21 protein-coding genes and 1 riboswitch are annotated in these 21,751 nt (G+C 64.9%); of the genes, 11 read left to right on the top strand and 10 right to left on the bottom strand.

Translation table 11 applies throughout. The features are described 5' to 3' along the window. Window positions 1-20: 20 nt before the first annotated feature. Window positions 21-1,733, top strand: a complete 1,713-nt coding sequence (locus BMF89_RS12655; RefSeq protein WP_078107462.1) for a sialidase family protein — start codon at window positions 21-23, stop codon at window positions 1,731-1,733. Window positions 1,734-1,749: 16 nt separating this feature from the next. Here BMF89_RS12655 and poxB read toward each other — a convergent pair whose 3' ends face one another. The 7 genes from poxB to BMF89_RS12620 all read right to left on the bottom strand — a co-directional run bounded on the left by poxB (window position 1,750) and on the right by BMF89_RS12620 (window position 7,319). Next, on the bottom strand, window positions 1,750-3,486 hold the full coding sequence (gene poxB / locus BMF89_RS12650; protein WP_078107461.1) for a ubiquinone-dependent pyruvate dehydrogenase: 1,737 nt from the start codon (window positions 3,484-3,486) through the stop codon (window positions 1,750-1,752). Between the two features lie 102 nt (window positions 3,487-3,588). Next, the gene (locus BMF89_RS12645) at window positions 3,589-3,990 is read right to left on the bottom strand and encodes a YccF domain-containing protein (RefSeq protein WP_078107460.1); all 402 of its coding nucleotides are present in this window, start codon (window positions 3,988-3,990) and stop codon (window positions 3,589-3,591) included. A gap of 64 nt (window positions 3,991-4,054) precedes the next feature. Next, complete coding sequence (locus BMF89_RS12640) at window positions 4,055-5,131, bottom strand: ATP-dependent DNA ligase (protein WP_078107459.1); 1,077 nt, start codon at window positions 5,129-5,131, stop codon at window positions 4,055-4,057. Between the two features lie 65 nt (window positions 5,132-5,196). Further along, a complete protein-coding gene (locus BMF89_RS12635) occupies window positions 5,197-5,673 on the bottom strand; it encodes a hypothetical protein (RefSeq protein WP_253190808.1) in 477 nt (158 codons plus the stop codon). Between the two features lie 138 nt (window positions 5,674-5,811). Next, window positions 5,812-6,273, bottom strand: coding sequence for an SRPBCC domain-containing protein (locus BMF89_RS12630; protein WP_078107457.1), 462 nt, complete (start codon window positions 6,271-6,273; stop codon window positions 5,812-5,814). Continuing rightward, complete coding sequence (locus BMF89_RS12625) at window positions 6,270-6,620, bottom strand: metalloregulator ArsR/SmtB family transcription factor (protein WP_078107456.1); 351 nt, start codon at window positions 6,618-6,620, stop codon at window positions 6,270-6,272. Before BMF89_RS12625 ends, BMF89_RS12630 begins: the two co-directional genes overlap by 4 nt. 102 nt (window positions 6,621-6,722) lie before the next feature. Beyond that, window positions 6,723-7,319, bottom strand: coding sequence for a phosphoribosylanthranilate isomerase (locus BMF89_RS12620; RefSeq protein WP_078107455.1), 597 nt, complete (start codon window positions 7,317-7,319; stop codon window positions 6,723-6,725). Window positions 7,320-7,452: 133 nt separating this feature from the next. Between BMF89_RS12620 and BMF89_RS12615 the strand changes: the two genes are divergently transcribed. The 5 genes from BMF89_RS12615 (at window position 7,453) to BMF89_RS12595 (ending at window position 10,845) form a co-directional block, all read left to right on the top strand. Next, window positions 7,453-8,112: a HutD family protein gene (locus BMF89_RS12615; protein ID WP_078107454.1), complete on the top strand. Its 660-nt coding sequence runs from the start codon at window positions 7,453-7,455 to the stop codon at window positions 8,110-8,112. Window positions 8,113-8,311: 199 nt separating this feature from the next. Further along, window positions 8,312-8,377, top strand: a riboswitch (guanidine-III (ykkC-III) riboswitch). Window positions 8,378-8,386: 9 nt separating this feature from the next. Then, window positions 8,387-8,701, top strand: coding sequence for a multidrug efflux SMR transporter (locus BMF89_RS12610; protein WP_078107453.1), 315 nt, complete (start codon window positions 8,387-8,389; stop codon window positions 8,699-8,701). Window positions 8,702-8,703: 2 nt separating this feature from the next. Continuing rightward, window positions 8,704-9,069: a multidrug efflux SMR transporter gene (locus tag BMF89_RS12605; protein ID WP_078107452.1), complete on the top strand. Its 366-nt coding sequence runs from the start codon at window positions 8,704-8,706 to the stop codon at window positions 9,067-9,069. Between the two features lie 69 nt (window positions 9,070-9,138). Further along, window positions 9,139-10,158: an aldo/keto reductase gene (locus BMF89_RS12600; protein WP_078107451.1), complete on the top strand. Its 1,020-nt coding sequence runs from the start codon at window positions 9,139-9,141 to the stop codon at window positions 10,156-10,158. Window positions 10,159-10,194: 36 nt separating this feature from the next. After that, a complete protein-coding gene (locus tag BMF89_RS12595) occupies window positions 10,195-10,845 on the top strand; it encodes an MBL fold metallo-hydrolase (protein ID WP_078107450.1) in 651 nt (216 codons plus the stop codon). A gap of 159 nt (window positions 10,846-11,004) precedes the next feature. Here BMF89_RS12595 and BMF89_RS12590 read toward each other — a convergent pair whose 3' ends face one another. Then, window positions 11,005-12,738 (bottom strand): DEAD/DEAH box helicase, encoded by a 1,734-nt coding sequence (locus BMF89_RS12590; RefSeq protein ID WP_078107449.1) that lies wholly within the window; start codon window positions 12,736-12,738, stop codon window positions 11,005-11,007. A gap of 417 nt (window positions 12,739-13,155) precedes the next feature. Between BMF89_RS12590 and BMF89_RS12585 the strand changes: the two genes are divergently transcribed. Further along, complete coding sequence (locus BMF89_RS12585; protein WP_078107448.1) at window positions 13,156-13,878, top strand: class I SAM-dependent methyltransferase; 723 nt, start codon at window positions 13,156-13,158, stop codon at window positions 13,876-13,878. Here BMF89_RS12585 and BMF89_RS12580 read toward each other — a convergent pair. Next, on the bottom strand, window positions 13,875-15,389 hold the full coding sequence (locus tag BMF89_RS12580; protein WP_078107506.1) for an MFS transporter: 1,515 nt from the start codon (window positions 15,387-15,389) through the stop codon (window positions 13,875-13,877). The two genes, BMF89_RS12585 and BMF89_RS12580, sit on opposite strands and share 4 nt — an antisense overlap. Window positions 15,390-15,541: 152 nt before the next feature. Between BMF89_RS12580 and BMF89_RS12575 the strand changes: the two genes are divergently transcribed. Both BMF89_RS12575 and BMF89_RS12570 read left to right on the top strand, forming a co-directional pair. Next, window positions 15,542-16,807: an alkaline phosphatase family protein gene (locus tag BMF89_RS12575; protein ID WP_078107447.1), complete on the top strand. Its 1,266-nt coding sequence runs from the start codon at window positions 15,542-15,544 to the stop codon at window positions 16,805-16,807. After that, window positions 16,804-17,955 carry an alkaline phosphatase family protein gene (locus BMF89_RS12570; RefSeq protein ID WP_078107446.1) on the top strand — a complete coding sequence of 384 codons (1,152 nt, stop codon included), beginning with the start codon at window positions 16,804-16,806 and terminating at the stop codon, window positions 17,953-17,955. Before BMF89_RS12575 ends, BMF89_RS12570 begins: the two co-directional genes overlap by 4 nt. Here BMF89_RS12570 and BMF89_RS12565 read toward each other — a convergent pair. Then, on the bottom strand, window positions 17,952-18,998 hold the full coding sequence (locus tag BMF89_RS12565; RefSeq protein ID WP_078107445.1) for an Lrp/AsnC family transcriptional regulator: 1,047 nt from the start codon (window positions 18,996-18,998) through the stop codon (window positions 17,952-17,954). The genes BMF89_RS12570 and BMF89_RS12565 overlap by 4 nt on opposite strands. Before the next feature lie 143 nt (window positions 18,999-19,141). Between BMF89_RS12565 and BMF89_RS12560 the strand changes: the two genes are divergently transcribed. Together BMF89_RS12560 and BMF89_RS12555 are read left to right on the top strand one after the other, a co-directional pair. Beyond that, window positions 19,142-20,362 carry a M20 family metallopeptidase gene (locus tag BMF89_RS12560; protein WP_078107444.1) on the top strand — a complete coding sequence of 407 codons (1,221 nt, stop codon included), beginning with the start codon at window positions 19,142-19,144 and terminating at the stop codon, window positions 20,360-20,362. Window positions 20,363-20,389: 27 nt separating this feature from the next. Then, window positions 20,390-21,682 (top strand): MFS transporter, encoded by a 1,293-nt coding sequence (locus BMF89_RS12555; protein ID WP_078107443.1) that lies wholly within the window; start codon window positions 20,390-20,392, stop codon window positions 21,680-21,682. Window positions 21,683-21,751: the final 69 nt, after the last annotated feature.

The following is a 21,751-nucleotide window of genomic DNA, read 5'->3' as shown; positions in this document are numbered from 1 at the left end:
TCCTCTCGTATCATGGAGGTGTGACCTCCTACCTTCAGCGCAATGGTGCCGCACTACCCCAAGCCCGTCCCGACGTCGAGCACGTCCTGGCGGTGCGCGGCACGGGAGGCTACCGCCAGTACCGCATCCCTGCGCTGGCCGTCTCGACGGCGGGGACGGTGCTCGCCGCCTATGACGGCAGGCCAAACCTGGACGACCTCCCCAATCCGATCGACCTCCTGCTCCGGCGCAGCACGGACAATGGCCGCAGTTGGGAGGAGCAGCAGGTGGTCCGCAGCGGCGCGGGTCTCAACGGATACGGCGATCCGAGCCTCCTGGTGGACGCCGTGACCGGGCGGATTTTCATGTTCCACGCCGCCGGGACGCATGCCGGCTTCTTTGAGGCGGTGGCCGGGCTGGAACCGGATGACGACGTGCAGCACTGCGACGTCAGCTTTTCCGACGACGACGGCGTCACCTGGGAGCATCGGCGGCTCACCGGTCAGCTCAAGCCGGGCGGTGTTGCGGGCGCCCGCGCCGGTGCCCCAGACCGCGGCATCACGGGGATCTTCGCCGCGGCCGGGCAGGGAATCCAGATGCACGCCGGTCCGTTGGCCGGACGCCTGGTGCAACAATTCGTCGTCCTCGTGGACGGCGAAATCATGGCGGCTTCGGCGTACAGCGACGATCACGGTGAGAACTGGACGCTCGGATCGCTGATCGGAAAGGGTCAGGGCTGGGTCGGCCCCAACGAGAACAAGGTCGCTTGCCTGGACGACGGCCGCCTCCTGCTGCACTCGCGAGCCACTCCCCGGCGGCTGGCGGCAATCTCCCCTGATGGCGGCGAGACGTGGAGCCAGCTGGAACCGGTCGAAGACCTCCCCGACCCGAGCGACAACGGCTCGCTTGTCCGCTTCGATGGCCTGCCGAATGTGGCTTCGCTCGCCACCCCGGCCACCAACACCTGGTTGCTCGCGAGCAACAACCAGGACACTTCCTTGCGACGCAATACGGTCCTCAGCCTCTCCACGGACAACGGGGCCAGCTGGCCCGCCAAGCTGGTCCTGTGCGAGGGCAGCTCGGCGTACTCGACGGCCGCGCGGCTCCCGGATGGCAACGTTGGCGTCTTGTACGAGCGGCAGGGATACCGCGAGATCGTGTTCGTTTCCGTGCCGGTGGAGCAGCTGACAGGACAGCTTTCAGGCCCAGTAGGCCCGACGGGATCGCTTGAAACCCGGCCCGACGGCCTCGAGTTTCACATGGAACTGCGCTCCATCACCCCCGGCCGACCCGCGGTGTGGCGGAACGCCGGCGAGTTCCACGTCATCGCCGCGGACAACGACGGTGACTGGGACGTGCAGACCTGGAAGGAAATCGGCCAAGGCTACTCAGCGGAGCAGGCGCAGATCCTCGGAACCCGCGAAGCCCAGGACCTCAACTACGGACCCATCATTCCGGGCTACAAAGCCGGGGACATCCTCGCCTTCACCGGACGCGCCCGCAACCTCGGCACCCAAGCGGCGTCCGGCGTCGTACTCCGGGGACCGCATGCGAACCCGGCGGACTTCCCGCCCGCCGATCTTGTACCGGGCGCGGAAGCGCTGTACTTCACGCCGGTGTACACGGTCACCACGGAGGATCTGGCGCGGGACTCGCTTGAGCTGACTTTCGCGGTGGCGTACGACGGCGGGGCACGCGTCACCGAGCGCAGCTTCAGTTTCGATCTGCGCACCGGAGCCGTGACGGCCAGCTAGTACTCCGGGGTTCGGTTCAGAAGATCTGGCGGATGTTGGTCTTGGCGAGGTCGATGAGCTGGTCGCCGCGGCCGGAGAGGACCGTCCGGATCGCGTAGAGCGTGAAGCCTTTAACCTGTTCGGCACTGATCGCCGGCGGAATCGACAGTTCCTGCCGGGCCGTGCGGACGTCAATGAGGGCTGGACCGTCGTGGGCGAAGGCTTCAGCCAGTCCCGCTTTCAGCCCGGAGGAGTCGTCCACCCGGATGCCACGGATTCCCAGGGATTCAGCGAGTTTGGCGAAATCCGGGTTCTCCAAGTCCGTGCCGAAATTGACGAAGCCCGCGGCCTTCATTTCGAGCTCCACGAAGTTCAGCGAGGAGTTGTTGAAGACCACCACTTTGACCGGGAGCTTGTTCTGCACCAAGGTGATCAGTTCGCCCAACAGCATGGTCAGGCCGCCGTCGCCGGCCAGGGCCACCACTTGGCGTCCAGGGTACGCGGCCGCCGCACCGATTCCGTGCGACAACGCATTGGCCATGGTTCCGTGGTTGAACGAACCGAGCAGCCGGCGTCGGCCATTCATGCTCAGGTACCGGGCCGCCCACACGGTGGGGGACCCGACGTCGCACGTGAAAACCGCGTCCGGGGCCGCCAACTCATCCACGAGCCTGCCCACGAATTGCGGGTGGATCGGCTGGCCGTCCTTGGCCGGAGAAGCCAGGTCATCGAGTTTGGCGCGCGACTTGGCGTAGTGCTTGAGCGAGGTACTCAGGTGTGTGCGTTTCGCCTTGCGCTCAATCAGCGGCAGGAGCGAGGCCGCAGTGTCCTTGACCGTGCCCACCAGGCCAAGATCGATCCGGGACCGCCGGCCAAGCTGTTCGCCCCTGATATCCACCTGGATGATCTTTGCGTTCTCCGGGTAGAACTGCTGGTACGGAAAATCGGTGCCCAGCATGAGCAGGGCCTCGCAGCTCTCCATCGCGCGGTAGCCGGAACTGAACCCCAGAAGGCCGGTCATGCCGACGTCGAACGGGTTGTCGTACTCGATGTGCTCCTTGCCGCGCATCGCGTGGACAATCGGCGCCCCCAGTGCGTCGGCCAGAGCCATGACCTCGGCGTGCGCGCCCGCGGTGCCGGCACCGGCCAGGATGGTGACTTTGCCGGCCGAGTTGAGAATGCCCGCCGCCTCGGCGAGTTCCCGGGGGTTGGGCCGGATCTCCGGCCGGGCGGCCCGGATCACGGCGGTCCGGTCGCTCTGCGCCTCCGCGAGGGCCACGTCGCCGGGAATCACGACGACGGCGACGCCCCGCTTCTCGACCGCCGTCCGCATCGCGATTTCCAAGACCCTGGGCATCTGGGAAGGATGGGCGACGTGTTCGACATAGACGCTGCACTCCCGGAACAACTCCTGGGGATGTGTCTCCTGGAAGTACTGGCTGCCGATCTCTTCGCTCGGAATGTGGGCGGCGATGGCCAGCACGGGAACCCTTGACTTGTTGGCGTCATAGAGGCCGTTGATCAGGTGCAGGTTGCCGGGGCCGCAGGATCCGGCGCACACCGCGAGTTCATCCGTGAGGCCCGCCTCGGCTGCGGCTGCCAACGCGGCGGCTTCCTCATGGCGGACGTGCACCCAGCGGATGCCCTCTTCCTCCCTCAGCGCGTCCGTGAATCCGTTCAGGGAATCCCCTGGGATCCCGTAGACGCGCTGGACGTTGTTCGCTTTGAGGGTGGCGACGATGTTCCTGGCAACAGTGTTCCTGGCGGCGGACATGGACTGTTCCTTTCGAGGGGAGGCAGCGCAGACAGGGCCTACGCTACTCCGGAACGGTCCATGGCGCCTGACGCGCGACGCCGGGTGGCCGGCGCCGCAGGGCTAGTGGTAAGTGCTGACGAACGGGCGGTTGCTAGGCACGATCTGCTTGCCCAGCGGCATAAGCGATACCGGGATGAGCTTCAGGTTGGCGATGGCCAGCGGGATCCCGACGATAGTGATAGCCATGGCGAAGGCCGTGACCACGTGCCCGATCGCGATCCAAATGCCTGCAACCAGCAACCAGATGACGTTGCCCAAGAGGGTAAAGACGCCCGCGCTCCCGGGCTTGTCCACGACCATGCGACCAAACGGCCACAGCGTGTAGGAGGCAATCCGGAACGACGCAATGCCCCACGGGATGGTGACGATCAACAAGCAGCAGACGATTCCGGCCATGAAGTATCCCAAGGCCAGAACGAAGCCACCACAAACAAGCCAGATGATGTTGAGCAGCGTTTTCATATCTTCCATTGTCCCTTGCTGGATGCGGCCTGGGCCTAGGGGTTCGCCCTGAAATCCCCCTGATTTACGGTTTTCCTGTATCCAGGACCGCTGACAAATCGAACTTTACGGGTTCCTCAAGCTGCTCATAGGTGCACGACTCCGGCTCCCTGTCCGGCCGCCACCGCACGAACTGCGTGGTGTGCCTGAACCGCTCCCCTTCCATATGGTCGTAAGCCACTTCCACAACGAGTTCGGGCCGCAGGGGCGTGAACGACAGGTCCTTCCCTGCGCTCCAACGGCTGCCTTCTGCGTTCCGGGGGGTCCGACTGCCTTCCTCCTGCTCGGCCCGCGCCCAGGGATGCCCATCGAACCCGGTCACGAGGGGTTGGAGTTCGTCGAACAGTTCCTTGCGTCTTTGCATCGAGAAGGATCCCACCACGCCCACGTTGGACAGCCGGCCGCCGTCGTCATAAAGCCCCAACAAGAGCGAACCAATAAGGTCATCACCGGTCTTATGAACGCGGTAGCCGGCCACAACGCAGTCGGCGGTCCGCTGGTGTTTGACCTTGAACATCACGCGCTTGTCCGGTTGGTAGGTACCATCCAGCGGCTTGGCGAGCAGGCCGTCGAGGCCTGCGCCCTCGAACTGCTTGAACCACTGCTCCGCCGTGCCCTTGTCCCGCGTTGCCGCAGTGAGGTGGATGGGAGCCGCGGCGTCTGCGAGTGCTTGTTCAAGCGCTGCCCGCCGCTCGGCGAAGGGCCGTCCCGTGAAGTCCTCATCGCCAAGGGCGAGCAGGTCAAAGGCCACGAATTTCGCCGGCGTCTGCTCGGACAACAGCTTGACCCTGCTGGCTGCCGGATGGATGCGTTGCTGGAGGGCTTCAAAGTCAAGGCGGTCACCGGATTTGTCCACCAAAATGATCTCGCCGTCGAGGACGCAGCGTTCCGGCAGGTTTGCCTTCAACGCCTCGATGAGCTCCGGGAAGTACCGGTTCATGGACTTCTCGTTGCGACTACCGATTTCAACGTTGTCACCGTCACGAAAAACGATGGAGCGGAAACCATCCCATTTAGGCTCGTAACTCATGGCGCCGTCGGGGACGGCGCCGACCGCCTTGGCAAGCATGGGCGCGACAGGGGGCATGACTGGCAGTTGCATGAAGCCATTCTTGCCGCGGCACCGGGACCGCGCTACCCGTTCATTCGCTTAAGTGGATAAAAGGATTACTTGCAGTTGGCGCTCAGCCAGGCGGTGACGGGAGCCATCGCCTTTTCGAACTTGCCACTCGAGTAGACGGTTTGGTCTTTCAAGCCCGCGATTGCGATGTCCTTGAGATTGGTGAAATCAGCCTTGAGCGCATCCGGGACGCGATCCGCCGTGGCGGCAAGCTCGGTCTTGTATTGCTCCAGCTCGGCGGTCTTTCCCTGCGCCGCCGACATCGGCAGCAACGAAGCTCCCGTGGCCTCCTGAGAGATGGTGGAACACATGTCGGCTGCCGATGCGAAGCCTCCGAATGGACCTGATGATGGAGTTGGGCTGGCACTTGCGGGTGCGGTGTCGCCCGCCGAAGAGGACGACGGCGTTGCCGCCGCGGCGGAGCCCCCTCCCTGGGTGGAGCAGCCGGACAGCGCCAGTGCGGCGAAGAGCGCGACTGTCAGGTATCGAAGAGGGCTATTAAGGGCTTTGGGAAGGATTTTCAAAGGTCGCATTCTGCTTGATCGTCTGTCTCCGGAACCGTTCGGCCGCCGGAGCAATGGCATTCTGTCCCCGCCGTGGAGTGTAGCCCGAATGGGCCTGGACCTTCCAAGTTGACTTCGGCCGTCTTTTGGACGGCTTCCCTATTCCCGCGCCAGCAATGTGTCCAGTTTGGTGAACGAGGTGCCCCATCCCTCGCGGGTCATGTCCACCCATTCGTCGGAGTCGAAGGGACCTTGGGTGAGATGAAGTCGCGTACGGCCGCCATCCAGCACCTCGAACTCAAGGCGCATTTCCAGCAAAAGTGTGATCCCGGCGTCGGGCTCGGCTTTCTGGGTGGCGACCAGTAGGGCGGGCGGATCGTACGCGGTGATGACCGCGTCGATGGGTGATTCCTTGGCGACGCCGTTCTCGTCCCACGTCATGACGAGTTGCCAGACTCCGCCCACCCGGGGGTCGACGGCGATCCGCTCGCGGGGCGAATCGACGCCGACCGGCCCGAACCATGCGGCAAGCTGATCGGGGTCCACGAAAGCTTGGAAGACGAGCTCGCGCGGGGCCTCGAATTCGCGGGTCATGGTGAGGATGTGCTGTTCCGTGTTCATTGCTTGACTCCTGGATCCTGTGAATCGTGCTGAATTTTGCGTAGGTGGGCGTCGAGGCGGATGAAACTGGCATCCCAGAAGCGCCTGTATCCGTCCATCCATTCGGTGGCTTCGCGCAGCGGTTCCGCTTCCAACTTGGAAGACCGCCATTGCGCATTCCGGCTCCGGCTGATCAGTCCCGCATTTTCCAGGACCTTGAGATGCCGGGAGACGGCGGGAAGGCTGATGTCGAACGGTTCGGCAAGCTCGTTCACGGTGGCCTCACCCTCCGAAAGCCGGGCCAGAATGGCCCTACGGGTGGGGTCGGCAAGTGCCGAGAAGATGAGACTGAGGCGGTCGGTGGACATCACTGGTGCCTTCGTATTTAACTGATCGGCTAATTAACCGATGCATTAAATATGCGACGCCGGACGGCGGCTGTCAAGGGTTTCGTGCGTTTGGTGGGGGCGTCAGGCTTTTGCGGCCTGGACAAAGGCGCGAACGAGGTCGAGGTCCTTGACACCGCGAGAGGACTCCACGCCGCTCGACACGTCGACGCCCCAAGCCTCGGCTTCGAGCGCGGCGGCTCCGACATTGGACGGGGTCAACCCTCCGGCCAACAACCAATGGCGTGAGCCCAAGCCAAGCTTTCGGACCGAGGAATAGTCCCACGCCTCACCCGAACCCGGCACGGCGGCGTCGATCAGGAGAAGGTCCTCTCCCCACTCCTCGAACTCGTCCTGAGCGGCACCCATGGTGACGGCCCGGATGAGGCGCATGCCGGCGTCGCGCACGGTTTCCACGTCTTCCGGCGAGCGGCTGCCGTGGAGCTGGACCCACTCGAGGCCGGCCTCGCGCGCGGTTGCGAGGGCGTCGGCCGCTGTTTCGTGGCGGAAGACTCCGACGGCGGCAACACCTTCCGGTACATGCGCCAGCAAATCCCGGGCACGGCTTGGCGATACCTCGCGCGGGCTCTTCGTCAGCACGAAACCCACGGCGTCCGCGCCGGACTCGACGGCAGCGTGGACGGATTCAGGCGTGCTCAAACCGCACACTTTGACGAACATTCCGCGCCTCCAACCGTTGACCTCCCTACGACGTTAGCAAGGGCCTCCGGGATTGTTGAACCGCACCAAGGTTGCACGGATGTTACGCGGGCGTTCAGCAGGCCGCCGATGCGCTCGGGCTAGGCTGGAGCTCATGGAGATCATCCGCTTTGCCGAGCTCAAACCCGAACCGTGGCGCAACGGAGGCGGGGTGACCCGCGAAATCGCCAGCCATCCGAAAGCGGCGTCGGCGCAAGACGGAGCGTGGGACTGGCGGGTCAGCATCGCGGACGTCCGATCGGCCGGCGAATTCTCGACGTTCCCTGGCATGGAGCGAGTCATTACTGTGATCGACGGCGAATTGCTGCTGCTCGCGGTGGACGGCGAAGAGCACCCGTTGGAAAAGTACCGGCCATTCCGGTTTTCGGGCGAGGCTGCTTCGACCAGCGCACTCCCCACCGGCGACATCCGGGACCTCAACGTGATCGCCCGGGCCGGCGAATTCAAGGGGTACACGTCCATTATCGAGCTCTCCAAGAAGCGCGCACACCCGGTATTCGAAGGCCAGCTGGCTGTTCTTTTGGAGGGCAAGGCTTCTGTTAGTCCCGGCGCGGAGCCTTCGGATGTGTCTGCGGAAGGCTCGGCCGGCTCCAACGGCTCAGCCCATGGAACCGCCGCTGACGTACCTACCGGGTCCGTCGAACTCGGCCGCTACGACGCAGTAGTAGGTTCCGACACCCGCAGCCCGGAAATCCTGGGCCGTGGATTCCTCGCCGTCATCTCGATCGACCGCGTGGAGCATGCGCCCTCCTAGGTCCCAGCACTGGACATAATGCCAACATGCCCATTCGCTGAGCCGAAGACTGGACATGTCCCTCGCGGCGTCGGCGGCATGCCCACTCCCCCAGCCCAGCACTGGACATGTCCCTAGGTAAAGCCCTCAACTGCGCATGTCCCTTGGTGAGACTCGCCACCAAAGCTGGCCACCCGGCGTCGGGCTTTGCTAGCCTCGAAGGAAGGCCCGCACAGGGACCTCCGGACGACGGTTCAGTACCCGGCACGCGACAAGACTGGCCAAAGGATCCGTCATGTCGTGGTTAATCCTCATTCTGTCCGGCGCGCTCGAAGCCGTTTGGGCCGCAGCGCTCCACCGCTCCAAAGGCTTCCGCCGGCCATTGCCCTCCGCTGTCTTCCTCGTCAGCGTGACCGCGAGCACCGCCGGACTGGCGTTCGTAATGCAATCCATCCCCACCGGGACCGCGTATGCGGTGTGGGTTGGAGTCGGCGTCGTCCTCACGGCGGCTTACGCGATGATCACCAAAGTTGAGCGCCCGACGGCGGCCCGGCTGCTCCTGCTCGCCGGAATCGGCGTGTGCGTGGTCGGCTTGAAGGTGGTGGCGTAGCCATGACCGCCAAGTTCGCATGGGCTATTCTGCTGGCCTCCGCCGTGCTCGAAGCTGTGTGGGCGACAGCCCTCGGGCTGTCGGACGGCTTCAGCCAAGCCCTCCCCATTATTGTCTTCGCCGTCACCGCGACTCTTAGCATGATCGGACTCGGCATCGCAGTGAAGCGGATTCCTCTGGGCACGGCCTACGCCGTCTGGGTCGGGATCGGCGCTGCGCTGACGGTTGGCTGGGCGATGGCCACCGGCGTCGAACCGGCCAGCCCGCTCAAGCTGCTGTTCATTGCCGGAATCGTTGGATGCGCGGCCGGGTTGAAGGCCCTCCCCACGGAGAAGCGTGAAGAAGTGACTGAGCCGGCCCAGCGGTAAGCGCGGAATACTCCCCCTGCCCATGGAGTTGGCAGCAGTGAGACGAACACTCGGCGAAGGAGAACTACCATGAGCCCGGAAACCACGAATGTACAACTCGGTGATGGCCTGACCGTGAGCCCCCTCGGTTTCGGCGGGATGGCCTTGACCCCCGTTTACGGCGAGGTGGATCCCGCCGAATCCCTCAAGACGCTGCACCACGCCGTGGATGCCGGCATCAGCTTCATTGACACCGCCGATATCTACGGCGCGGGCGACAACGAAGAACTGATCGCGAAGCTGCTGGAGGACCGACGCGACGAGGTCCAGTTGGCCACCAAGTTCGGCATCGTAGGCAACCCGCGCGACGGCTACACCGACGTCCGGGGAGATACCGCATACGTGGGCCAGGCGGCGGAAGCAAGCCTCCGCCGCCTGGGCACCGACGTCATCGACCTCTACTACATGCACCGCCGCGACCTCCGCGTTCCGATTGTGGAAACCGTGGAGGCCATGGCAGAGCTTGTCCGGGCTGGCAAAGTCCGGCACCTTGGCCTGTCGGAAGTGACAGCCGAGGAGCTGAGGGAAGCCAACGCCGTGCACCCGATCGCAGCGGTGCAGAGCGAGTGGTCGATCTGGAGCCGGGACGTTGAGCGCAACGTCGCCCCGGCTGCGGCAGAGCTGGGTGTCGGCTTCGTACCCTATTCGCCGCTTGGCCGGGGATTCCTCACCGGAACGGTCAGCGCCGAGCAACTCGGTGAGAACGACTTCCGGCACCGCATCCCCCGTTTCGCGGACGGCGCGCTCGACGCCAACCAGGCAGTTGTTGCCGCGGTGCGTGCCGTGGCCGCCGAGCTGTCCGAGAGTACCGGCCGGGATGCAACTCCCGCCCAGGTGGCTTTGGCCTGGCTTTTCGCGCAGGGCCGCCGCCTTGAGCTCAGCGTGGTCCCCATCCCCGGCACACGCAAAGCGCACCGGATCGATGAGAACCTGGGCGCCTTGTCGCTCGAGTTGAGTGCCGCTCAACTGGACGTGCTCGACGGCGCCGCGGACGCCGTCGTCGGCTCACGGTCCGCGGATCCCACCTGGGTTTCGCAGGGCCGCGAGTAGTCGGCGAGCCGCACGCGGCTTCCGTAGAGTGGTCGAATGGACTCACTCATTCATTCACTGCGTGACATCACCATCCGGCGAATCTCGGTCAGCGAGATGAACAACAACGTGTATCTGCTCACCGCCAAGGCCAGCGGTGCACAGCTCCTGATCGACGCCGCGGACGACCTTCCGGCCATCCAACAGATGATCGAAGACTCGGCCGCGGACACCACCGCTGCACCGGCGCTGGCCCTCATTGCCACGACGCACCAGCACTGGGATCACGTCCGCGCGCTTCCCGGGTTGGTGGAAGCCACGGGCGCGAAGACTTCGGCCGGAGTGGACGACGCCGATGCGCTGCCCGTGCCGGTGGACGTGCAACTGCACCATGGCGATGTAGGAAAGTTCGACGGTTTCGACATCACCGCGGTGCACTTGCGCGGCCACACTCCGGGTTCGATTGCCTATGTGTACCTGGACCCGGAAGGGCCCGCGCACATTTTCAGCGGCGACTCGTTGTTCCCCGGAGGAGTTGGCAACACGCAGAACGATGCTGCCCGCTTCACGTCGCTGTTGAATGACGTGAGCGAACGGCTGTTCGAGGCCTACCCCGACGACACCGTGGTGCATCCGGGCCATGGAGATCCGACCACGCTCGGTGCGGAGCGGCCACACCTTGCGGAATGGCGCGAGCGCGGGTGGTAATCCCCAGGGACATGCTCAGCCTTCGAGCCAAGAAGTGGACATATCAGGAATGTGTCCATTCCCTGCGGCCCACGATGAGCATGTCCCGCCGTGGTGGCCTAGCGAAGCAAATTACCTAGCGGCTAAGTTACTGAGCGGGAGTTCCCAGGGCAAACGGGCTTAGCGGCCGCGGCGTTCGTTCGACGCCGGAGCCGAAGCACGGCGCGGGCCGCTGCGGGCCGGACGGCCGGAACCCGAGTTGCCTGAGCCCGAGCCGTAGGAGCCACCGGAGTTGCCGCCCGTGTTCGAGGACCAGACGGCCTTGTTGCCACCGGTGCGCGTTGAGGTTGCGGATTCCGTGCGCGGTGCAGAAGCCGAGCGGTTGCCCGCGGCAGCACGCTGACCTGTCGCCGGACGGCCGCTGCGACCACCCTGAGCACCTTGGCCACGAGCAGCAGGAACGTCATTGCGGTGAGCAGAAGCAGCGTTGCCGCGTCCACGCGAGCTGCGGGCGACGTCGTCGTTCGCTGCTGCGCGACGCTCAGCGCGGTTGATGTCGGTGCGCACGGGCTCGCTCGCAACCTTGCCGCGGCCCCCGCGACCACCACGGCCACCCGCAGTGGGTGCAGCCTGGGTGGTGCGACGGTTGCGCTTGCGCTGGGCGTTGGCACCGGTGGAGGTTCCGCCGCCCGGCTGCTGGGTCTTCGCTGCGAGCAAGGCGGCGCGAGTGCGCGGGTCAACCTTGTCGGCGACCTGGCCCACGAGCTCGGCAATCAGGGGAGAGTTGGCCGTGACTCGTTCGAACGAGACGTCGACGCCGGCAGCCTTCATCAGCTTCTTGACGTCGGACTGCTGCTCGGGGAGCGTCAGCGTGACCACGGTGCCGTCGGAACCTGCGCGGGCCGTACGGCCGGAGCGGTGCAGGTAAGCCTTGTGCTCCGTGGGCGGGTCGACGTGGATGACGAGTTCGACGTCGTCCACGTGCACGCCGCGGGCCGCGACGTCGGTGGCGACCAGGACCCGGACCTCGCCGCTGGAGAACTCGGCCAGGTTGCGGTCACGGGCATTCTGCGACAGGTTGCCGTGAAGGTCGACAGCGGGGATGCCGCAGTCGGTCAGGGTCTTGGCAAGCTTGCGGGCGTGGTGCTTGGTCCGCATGAAGAGGACGCGGCGGCCGGCGCCGGAGGCCAGCTCCACGATCAGCTGCTTCTTGACGGTCTGGTCGTTGACCACGAGGACGTGGTGTTCCATGGTGGTGACGGCGGCCTGGGGGTCGTCCACCGAGTGGGTCAGCGGGTTGGACAGGTAACGGTTGACCAATTTGTCAACACCGTTATCCAACGTCGCGGAGAAGAGCAGGCGCTGACCCTGGGTAGGAGTCATGTCCATGAGCTTCTTGACCACCGGGAGGAAGCCGAGGTCGGCCATGTGGTCGGCCTCGTCCAGGACGGTGATCTCGACGGCTTCGAGAGTCAGGATGCGCTGGCGGATGAGGTCCTCCAACCGGCCCGGGCAGGCGATGACAATGTCGACGCCGGCGCGCAGCGCCTTTTCCTGGCGGGCCTGGGAGATGCCACCGTAGATGACCGTGGTGTTCAGGCCCATGGCCTTCGCCAGCGGCTCGATGGTGGCGTTGATCTGGGTGGCCAACTCGCGGGTCGGCGCAAGGACCAGACCCATCGGGCGGCCGGGCTTGCGGAAGTGCTTGGCTTCGCGCTCGGCGAGACGTGCCACAAGCGGGATAGCGAAAGCGATGGTCTTGCCGGAGCCGGTGCGGCCACGGCCGAGGACGTCGCGGCCTGCGAGCGTATCCGGGAGGGTCTTGACCTGGATGGGGAAAGCTTCTTCGATGCCATCTGCAGCGAGGGACTCGGCGATGGCCTTGGGCGTGCCAAGGGCAGCAAAAGTAGTCATGTGTTTCAAAGGTCTTTCTGGCGGTGTCCAACGGACATCGTCCCCCGACGCCGGTTGGGCCAAGGGTTCGCCGAGGAAAAAGTCAGTGATCGACCGGTAGGCAATAAGCCGTGGCCGGGACCAGAGAAAACGCGTTCATCGACGCAGGATGTGCCTCTCACATGAAAAAAGCCCACTTCCCAAGTTTGGAACCAAGCCAAATTCGGGGACTAAGCGGGCATCACTGCACATCAAGTAAACCCATTCTAGCATCCGCGAACAGCCGGCCCTCCCACATGGCACCTTCACCCGGGCTTCGTTCCACCCAACTGGCTCGCAGTTGTTGTCGTTTTGACGGCTCATAACGACAACAACTGCGAGCCAGTTGGGTGGGGACAGGCGTTGCCTCGCGGGGGCACCTCGGGGCAGGCTTGAGCCATGACGCACCAGCACGACGGCGGAACCCACCTGAACGGCGAAATCCACGACAGCGGAGCCCACCTTCACAGCAACCCTGACCGCGACGCCGACCCGGCGCAGTTCTGGGACGAGGTGTACCGGGAAAAGCCAAAGAGGTGGAGCGGGAATCCCAATCCGCAGCTGATCGCCGAAGCCAAGGGACTGGCTCCCGGGACCGCCCTGGATCTCGGCTGCGGAGAAGGCGCGGACGCGATCTGGCTCGCCCAGCATGGGTGGACGGTGACAGCGGTGGATGTCTCCGCCGTCGCTCTTGAACGGGCAGAAGCCCATGCCGCCGACGTCGGGCTACCTGACCGGATCACGTGGCTGCAGCGGAACTTCGGCTCGTGGCGCCCCGACGAGGGCTTCGACCTCGTGTCCTCCCAGTTCCTTCATTCACCGCTCCTTCCGTGGCGCGATTCTCTGGCCTCGGCCGCGGCGGCCGTGGCTCCCGGCGGCGCCTTGCTGGTTGTCGGGCATCATCCGGATGGACTGACTCCGTGGAGCGGGCACAAGGACATGAAGGACAAGTTCTTCACGCCCGAGGACGTGGTGGACGCGCTCACGAGCGGCCCGGGCTCGTGGCGGATCAACGTTGCCGATTCCCGGGAACGCGCGGTGACGGGCCCGGAGGGCCAACACGCCACCACCATCGACAGCGTGCTCCGCGCCACCCGGACGGGCCAGGGCGCGAAGGACTAGGCCCGCACGTCGTCCGCTTCGGCGGCGCTGCGCGCCTCGGCGTCCCCCGCACGTTCAGCACCCAAAGGCCGGCGGGAGGCGACCCGCGGCGCAATGATGAGCCCGACAACGGCTATGGCCGACGTCAGGACGAACACCCCCGCGAAGGAGCCCCCCGTCGTCGTGAGGGCACCGAAGACGAGTCCCGTCACCGCGAGCGAGAGGGCGCCACCAAGGGAGTCGGAAATGGACATCGCAGAACTGTTGAAGCCTTGGTCCTCGGGCTTGGAGAGTGCCAGGGTCATGACACTCAGCCGCGGGTACATCAGGCCCATCCCCGCGCCCGCGAACAGCCAGCCCGCAATCGCCACTGCTGCGGACCACGAAAACACCGTGGTCACGAGGACGATGACCACCGAACCGAGCACCAGCGCAGACCCGATCTTGACCGCCAAGGCATTGCCAAGCCGGGAACCCATGCGGCCTTGGACGGCGGACGCCGCTGCCCAGGCAATCGCCGATCCGGTCAGCGCGAGTCCGGCAAATGCCGGGGCGAACGAGTATCGCTCGGTGAGGAGGTACGGCACGTAAACCTCGGTGCCGAAGAAGGCTGCGGAGGCGACTCCGCGCATGAGGATGACGCTCGGCAGTCCGCGGTGCGCACCGAGGGTGCCGCGCGGGACCAGCGGCCGTACTGCAAGCATGGCCGTGACGAGCGCGACGGCGGCAATCACCCAACCGACGCCGGGCACCTGCCCGGACAGGTTCAGGCCGAGAACGGCAAGGGCTGCGAGCGCGGCCCACCCCATGCGGCCGAACGCCCAGGGAACGACGGCGCGTCCGGGCTTTGCCTCACCGGAAGCCATCTCCGGAAAGCCGGCGTCCGGTGAGCCCGCGTCGGGTGAGCCCGCGTCCGGGGAGCCTGTCTTCCGCGCGTCCGGCGCGGAACGTACGCCCCGCATGGCGGGAAGGATCATCGCCACAGCCGGAACCACGAGGCCCACGACGCCGAGAAATACCCAGTGCCAGCTGCTCAACTCGGCAACCACGCCTGCGGCGAAGGGACCGATCATTGAGGGAATGACCCAGGACGCCGAGAACGCGGCGAAGACCTGGGCATGCAACCTGGCGGGGTAGACCCGGGCGATCACCACATACAGCGCCACGGTCATCGCGCCGCCGCCGAGGCCTTGGACGAGCCTGCCGGCCACGAGCATCGGCATGGAAACCGCGGTACCGGCGATGAGCAGCCCAGCCGCGAACAGCGCCACGGATGCGTAGAGCGGGGCGGCGGGACCACGCCGGTCCGCCCAGTTCCCTGCGGCCACCATGCCGATCACGCCCGTGGCCAGCGGACCCGCGAACGCCAACGCATAGAGTCCGGCGCCGTCCAGATCGCGGCTCACGAGCGGCATGATGGTGGTGACAGCCATGGATTCGAAAGCTGCCAGGAAGACCAACGCGCAGGCACCCGCCGTCGCCAGGAGATAAGGGCGTTGCAGTATGCCTGCTGTTGCGTCGTGGCTTGTCATCATCCCAGCCTAGAAGGCCAAGCGGGTTTGGGGGAGCCGTTAAAATCCATTCAAGTGATTAACGTTCACCTGAAATTAACTCTGGGCAAACACTGTACTAAATAGCCGACTATCGGTTGTTCCCGTAATCATTCCGTGATCAACTGCTGGGCGTGAACTTCACAAGACGCAATTTCCTGTCAGTTGCCGGATCTGCCACGGCTGCGACGCTTGTCAGCGGCGCCACCGTGAGGACTGCGCCTACCGCGGCCACCCTCCCCCCACCCGGTGCTTCCGGGATCGACCACATCATTGTGGTGATGATGGAGAACCGCTCGTTCGACCATTTCCTTGGCTGGATGCCTGGCGCGGATGGAAAACAGGCCGGATTGAGCTACATTGACCGCTACGGGATCCCCCATACAACGCACCACCTGACGGATTTCCAGGGCTGCGGGCATCCGGACCCTGACCATTCCTACGAGGGCGGCCGGATCCAGTTCAACAACGGCAAGAACGACGGCTGGTTGCGGGCAGGCGAGAACGATGAATTCGCGGTCGGATACTACGATTCGAGCGATCTCGATTTCTGGCGCCAAGCTGGTCCCGACTGGACTGTCTGCGACCGTTATTTCGCAGCCACCCTCGCCGAAACGTATCCGAACCGCTTCTACCAGCACTCCGCGGCCACGGACAGGCTCCACAACTCGACCGTCACCAGCACCATGCCCACGATCTGGGACCGCTTGGCGGCCGCCGGCGTGCAGGGAAAGTACTACTACGGCGACATTCCGTTCACCGCCCTCTGGGGAACCAAGTACGTCGGCATCTCCAGGCCCTACGCCGAATTCCTCAGCGACTGCAGTTCCGGCAAGCTGCCCTCGGTGTCCTTCGTGGATCCCCGCTTCACGGACGAGTCCAGCGGAACCTCCGGCGACGACCACCCGCACGCCGACATCCGCTCCGGCGAGCTTTTCCTGGCGGAGGTCTACAACGCCGTGACCAAGAGTCCCAACTGGGCGAACACGATGTTGGTGGTCAACTACGACGAATGGGGCGGGTTCTACGACCACGTGCCACCGCAAACCGCACCGGACAGCAATCCGGATACCGCCCAGCGCGGCTTCCGCGTCCCGTCCATGGTCATTTCCCCACGCGCCCGCAGGCAATTCGTGGCACATGACACCTACGACCACACCTCAGTCCTGAAGGCCATCGAGTGGCGCTGGGGGCTTCAACCCCTGACCCCGCGGGACAACGCCGCCCTCAATATCGCCGAAGTGCTCGATTTCCAGTCGGCACCCAATCTGGCCGCCCCGACGTACCTCGTGCCGCCTTATGCCGCCGGACCGGCATGCTCCCCGGTCGGGCCGCCGGCGGAGGAAGAGTGGACCGGCTTGAAACAGAAAGCACTTGCGGACGGATGGATCTTGCCATGACCTTCAAAAACTTCACCATTTCCAAAATGCGGCTCGGATTCGCTGCGCTGCTCGTTGTCCTGCTGGGCGCCTCCTGCATCGTCTTCGGATTGCAGCAGACGGAAGCACAGGCAAGCGAACCCCAAACCGCGCAGAGCTCCGGGTATCTCCCGGGAGCGAAGCACGTGTTCGTGATCAACCTCGAAAACAAGGGGTACGACACGACGTGGGGACCGGGTTCGGCGGCGCCGTACCTTTCCACCACACTGCGGAACCAAGGCGTCCTGCTGAACCAGTACTTCGGCACGGCACACAACTCGCAGCCGAACTACGTTGCGCAGATTTCCGGTCAAGGCCCCAACCCGCAGATGCAGGCCGATTGCCAGACCTACTCTCCGTTCGTGAAGACCGGAACGGCAGCGCCCGGCCAAGCCGTTGGAGATGGCTGCGTCTTCCCTGCCGACGTGCCCACCGTGGCCGGCCAATTGACGGCGGCCGGGAAGACCTGGAAAGGCTACATGGAGGACATGGGCACACCGTGCCGCCACCCGGCCCTCGGCGCAGCCGATGACACCCAGAAGGCGAAGGTCGGGGACCAGTACGCCGCCCGACACAATCCCTTCGTCTACTTCGCGGGGATCACGGGATCACCGGACTGTGCCAAAAACGATGTAGACCTCGGGGCCCTGAGCACAGATCTTGCGTCGGTCGCGACTACGCCGAACCTTTCCATGATCACGCCGAACCTTTGCCACGACGGACACGACTCCCCCTGTGTGGACGGACAGCCTGGAGGCCTGACCAGCGCGGATGCATGGCTGAAGCAGTACGTTCCGATGATCACCTCGTCCCCCGCGTTCCGCCAGGACGGTCTCCTGGTGATCACCTTCGACGAATCCGACAGCCCCCAATCGGACGCGTCCGCATGCTGCGGCGAGGGCCCCGGACCCAACTCCCCGCTTCCCGGAATTGTCGGACAAGGCGGCGGCCGGGTCGGCGCTTTGGTTATCTCCCCCTTCACCAAGGGCGGCACGTGGTCCACCACGCCCTACAACCACTACAGCCTGCTGGCCAGCATTGAAGACACCTTCGGCCTCCCCTACCTCGGCTACGCAGGCACCCCCGGACTGAACCGCTTCGGACTCGACGTCTACAACGCTGGCCTCTAGGCCAGGCTGGCAGCGGTGGGCGGGACGACGGCGGCGGTCGGCACGACAGCGCCGGTCGCCGTCGAGTCCGGGTTCAGCATCCACCCGACCCGCTTGGCCGTGCTCAGCATCACGACGCTTTCGACGAGTTCGATCCCGGGAATGCGTTGCTGGATGGCGAGTTCCATCTCCATGACCTCGGCCAGCGAGCGCAGCCACATGATGATCACAAAGTTGGTGCTGCCGGTGGTGGAGGCGGTGAACCTGACGTTCCTGACGGCCCGTAGCTCTGCGGCCGCGGCTTCGTGCTGGCCTGCTGGAACATTCGCGAACCACTGGCACGTCATGGGATAGCCGGAGAATTGCTGGGCGATCTCGCAACGGAAGGACAGCATCCGGCTCGCGAGCACGCGGCCGAGCTGCCGCTGCACCGTGGCAGGGTGCCGTCCGAGGGCACGTGCGATCTCCGCGGCGGAGGCCCTTCCGTCCCGGGCGAGGAAGGGAAAGAGCGCCATATGGCTCTCCGGCAGCGGGGTGACCTGCGCGTAGGGGGCCGACGGATTGAGCGCTTCCGGCCCGGCGAGGGCGCGCAGCGCCTGCTGCTCCGCCCGGCTCAGGACGTTGAGCCGCCATGCATAGCCGCTCGTGTGGATCCGGGTGCAAAGCGAGGTCCGGTACTTGGTGAGCCCCCGGATTTCCTTGAGCTGGGGCAAGAGCCGGGTGCTGAACTCGCCCAGGTCTTGGGTAATGACCGTGAGCATGAGGTCGCGGTTACTGGCCGCCTCCTCAACCGTGATGATTTCCGGAATCGCCGCGAGCGCGGCCGTCACCTCGGGCCTGAGGTGCATTTCGCAGTCCACGTCCAGCAGGGCGAGGCAGGCATGCTTGGGGTCGCCCATGAGGTGCGCCGTGGTCCAGGCCGCTCCGGACTCGCGCAGGCGGTCCCATCGGGAGGCCAAAGTGGTTGCGTGGACGTCCAGGACCTCAGCGGCGTCGGACCAACTGATCCGCGGCGAGATCTGGAGGGCATTGATCAGCCGCAGGTCCTCTTCACTGAGTTCCATCAGCGATCCTTCCGTAGATGATGCGCGATTCCTGTTAATTCTGGCATGATCCTGAATTTTTTCATGGCTTTTGAAGATTGTGAGGCTAGTCACTCCACAATGGCTATGGATACCTACCAAACGTTCAGGAAACAGGAGAACAGATGTCGATCGCCTCAGACGCCAAAGAGATGCAGGGAGAAATCGCCCGGTTCCGTCACGAGCTCCACCAGGAACCGGAAATCGGCCTGGACCTCCCGCGCACCCAGGAAAAGGTGCTCAAGGCGCTCGACGGACTCTCGTACGAAATCACCCTTGGCGAGAGCACGACGTCGGTCACCGCGGTCTTGCGCGGCGGCGCGGCACACGCTTCAGCCCGGAAGCCGGCAGTGTTGCTCCGCGCCGACATGGACGGCCTTCCTGTCCAGGAGCGCACCGGCGTCGAGTTCTCCTCGAAGATCGACGGCGCCATGCACGCCTGCGGCCACGACCTCCACACCTCCATGCTCGCCGGAGCCGCAACCCTGCTGGCCGAGCGACGCGATCAGCTGGCCGGCGACGTCGTCCTGATGTTCCAACCGGGCGAAGAAGGCTTCGACGGCGCGGGCCACATGATCCGCGAAGGCGTCCTGGACGCCGCTGGCCGCCGCGTTGACGCCGCCTACGGCATGCATGTCTTCTCCTCCCTGGAGCCATATGGCCGGTTCTGCACCAAACCTGGCGTGATGATGAGCGCCTCGGACGGGCTCTTCGTCACGGTCCTCGGGGCCGGCGGTCACGGCTCGGCGCCGCATGCGGCCAAGGACCCCGTCACGGCGGCCGCGGAAATGGTGACGGCGCTGCAGGTCATGATCACCCGGCAGTTCAACATGTTCGATCCCGTAGTCCTGACCGTGGGCGTCCTGCAGGCAGGTACCAAGCGCAACGTCATCCCCGAATCCGCTCGTTTCGAAGCGACCATCCGCACGTTCTCGGAAGCCTCCCGCGAGCGGATGATGACTGCGATTCCGCAGCTGCTCAAGGGCATTGCCTCCGCGCACGGCCTGGAGGTGGACGTCGACTACCGCGGCGAATACCCCATGACCGTCACTGACGAGGACGAGACCCACACCGCCGAGAACGTCATCTCGGACATGTTCGGCGGTTCCCGGCTCTCCCGCTGGGCCACGCCGATCAGTGGCTCGGAGGATTTCTCCCGGGTCCTGGCCGAAGTTCCCGGAACCTTCGTGGGCCTCAGCGCCGTGCCGCGGGGCGTGGACCACACCACCTCAGCGTTCAACCACTCCCCTTACGCCACGTTCGACGACGGCGTCCTATCCGATGGTGCGGCGCTCTACGCAGAGCTCGCGGTCTCCCGCATCGCCACCCTCGCCGCCGGCAACTAACCACCACCCAAGACCTTGGAGCAAGACATGACCGCAACCGTAGGCGCTTCAGCCACAGTGCAGGTTCACAAGTCCCACCTGCGGACCCTCATCGGCACCGGCATCGGCAACGCCGTCGAATGGTACGACTGGGCAATCTACGCCACGTTTTCGCCTTTCATCGCCAGCGCGTTGTTCAGCAGTGCCGACGCCACCTCCGCGGTCCTCTCCACCCTGGCGATCTTCGCCGTCGGATTCGTGGCCCGACCGTTCGGCGGCTTCGTCTTCGGCTGGATCGGCGACAGGATCGGCCGCAAGACCTCCATGACGTTCGCCGTCGGTCTCGCGGCCCTCGGCAGCCTGCTGATCGGTATCGCCCCGACATTCCAAGCTGTTGGAGCCTTGGCATCCGTCATGCTGTTGGTGGCCCGCCTCATCCAGGGCCTCGCCCACGGTGGCGAGCTGCCGTCGTCGCAAACGTACCTGTCCGAAATGGCGCCCAAGGAAAAGCGGGGCTTCTGGGCAACGCTCATCTACACGTCCGGCACCGCCGGCATCCTTGCCGGGACCCTGCTGGGTGCCATCCTGACCGGGGTGCTGAGCAAGGCAGACATGAACGCCTGGGGCTGGCGTGTGCCGTTCCTGGTGGGCGGTGCCTTGGGAATCTATGCCTTGGTCATGCGGGCCAAGATGAAGGAGACCGAGGCGTTCGAAGCCGAGGTACCGAAGGAAAAGCGCGAGCCCATGTGGCCGCAGATCGTCAAGTACCGCAAGCAAGCCCTGCAGGTGATCGGGCTGACCGTTGGCCTCACTGTTGTCTACTACATCTGGGGCGTCGTGGCTCCGAGCTACGCGGCCAGCTCGCTCAAGATGGATCGTGGAGCAGCCTTGTGGGCCGGGGTTATCGGCAACATCGCTTTCATTGCGTCGCTGCCGTTCTGGGGCAAGCTGTCCGACCGCATCGGCCGCAAGCCCGTGCTGATCGTAAGTTCCGCGGGGGCGGCGTTGCTGCACTTCCCGATGACCTGGCTCCTCAAGGACTCCCCGTGGCAGCTGGCTGTTTCGATGTCTGTCATGTTGTTCTTCATTGCCGGCAGCGCCTCGATTGTCCCTGCCGTGTACGCGGAGCTGTTCCCGACCAAGATCCGCACCGTGGGTGTCGGCGTCCCGTATTCCATCTGCGTTGCGGTCTTCGGCGGGACGGCCCCGTACCTGCAGACGTGGCTCGGCAGCATCGGCCAGGCCAACATGTTCAACGTCTATGCCGTGATCCTTTTGGCCATCGGCATCGCGTTCGCCTTCATGATCCCGGAAACCAAGGGCAAGGACCTGACACACTAAACTCCCCCCGTGTGGACCCAACTGACTCGCAGTTAATGTCGTTTAGAGGCTTGAAAACGACAACAACTG

Origin of the sequence: Arthrobacter sp. SRS-W-1-2016 (genome assembly GCF_002009585.1) — a bacterium.
Taxonomy (GTDB): domain Bacteria; phylum Actinomycetota; class Actinomycetes; order Actinomycetales; family Micrococcaceae; genus Arthrobacter; species Arthrobacter bambusae_A.
The sequence above is the reverse complement of the archived record's forward strand: the minus strand, read 5'-3'. Positions and strand labels throughout refer to the sequence as shown.

Bases quoted from the DNA above. Each gene is read 5' to 3' on its own strand.
- BMF89_RS12630 (WP_078107457.1), bottom strand. From the start codon at position 6,273: ATGAACACGGAACAGCACATCCTCACCATGACCCGCGAATTCGAGGCC.
- BMF89_RS12570 (WP_078107446.1), top strand. From the start codon at position 16,804: ATGACCTTCAAAAACTTCACCATTTCCAAAATGCGGCTCGGATTCGCT.
- BMF89_RS12585 (WP_078107448.1), top strand. From the start codon at position 13,156: ATGACGCACCAGCACGACGGCGGAACCCACCTGAACGGCGAAATCCAC.
- BMF89_RS12580 (WP_078107506.1), bottom strand. From the start codon at position 15,389: ATGACAAGCCACGACGCAACAGCAGGCATACTGCAACGCCCTTATCTC.
- BMF89_RS12625 (WP_078107456.1), bottom strand. From the start codon at position 6,620: ATGTCCACCGACCGCCTCAGTCTCATCTTCTCGGCACTTGCCGACCCC.
- BMF89_RS12560 (WP_078107444.1), top strand. From the start codon at position 19,142: ATGTCGATCGCCTCAGACGCCAAAGAGATGCAGGGAGAAATCGCCCGG.
- BMF89_RS12595 (WP_078107450.1), top strand. From the start codon at position 10,195: ATGGACTCACTCATTCATTCACTGCGTGACATCACCATCCGGCGAATC.
- BMF89_RS12610 (WP_078107453.1), top strand. From the start codon at position 8,387: ATGTCGTGGTTAATCCTCATTCTGTCCGGCGCGCTCGAAGCCGTTTGG.
- BMF89_RS12555 (WP_078107443.1), top strand. From the start codon at position 20,390: ATGACCGCAACCGTAGGCGCTTCAGCCACAGTGCAGGTTCACAAGTCC.
- BMF89_RS12590 (WP_078107449.1), bottom strand. From the start codon at position 12,738: ATGACTACTTTTGCTGCCCTTGGCACGCCCAAGGCCATCGCCGAGTCC.
- BMF89_RS12615 (WP_078107454.1), top strand. From the start codon at position 7,453: ATGGAGATCATCCGCTTTGCCGAGCTCAAACCCGAACCGTGGCGCAAC.
- BMF89_RS12600 (WP_078107451.1), top strand. From the start codon at position 9,139: ATGAGCCCGGAAACCACGAATGTACAACTCGGTGATGGCCTGACCGTG.
- BMF89_RS12605 (WP_078107452.1), top strand. From the start codon at position 8,704: ATGACCGCCAAGTTCGCATGGGCTATTCTGCTGGCCTCCGCCGTGCTC.
- BMF89_RS12640 (WP_078107459.1), bottom strand. From the start codon at position 5,131: ATGCAACTGCCAGTCATGCCCCCTGTCGCGCCCATGCTTGCCAAGGCG.
- BMF89_RS12620 (WP_078107455.1), bottom strand. From the start codon at position 7,319: ATGTTCGTCAAAGTGTGCGGTTTGAGCACGCCTGAATCCGTCCACGCT.
- BMF89_RS12645 (WP_078107460.1), bottom strand. From the start codon at position 3,990: ATGAAAACGCTGCTCAACATCATCTGGCTTGTTTGTGGTGGCTTCGTT.
- poxB (WP_078107461.1), bottom strand. From the start codon at position 3,486: ATGTCCGCCGCCAGGAACACTGTTGCCAGGAACATCGTCGCCACCCTC.
- BMF89_RS12565 (WP_078107445.1), bottom strand. From the start codon at position 18,998: ATGGAACTCAGTGAAGAGGACCTGCGGCTGATCAATGCCCTCCAGATC.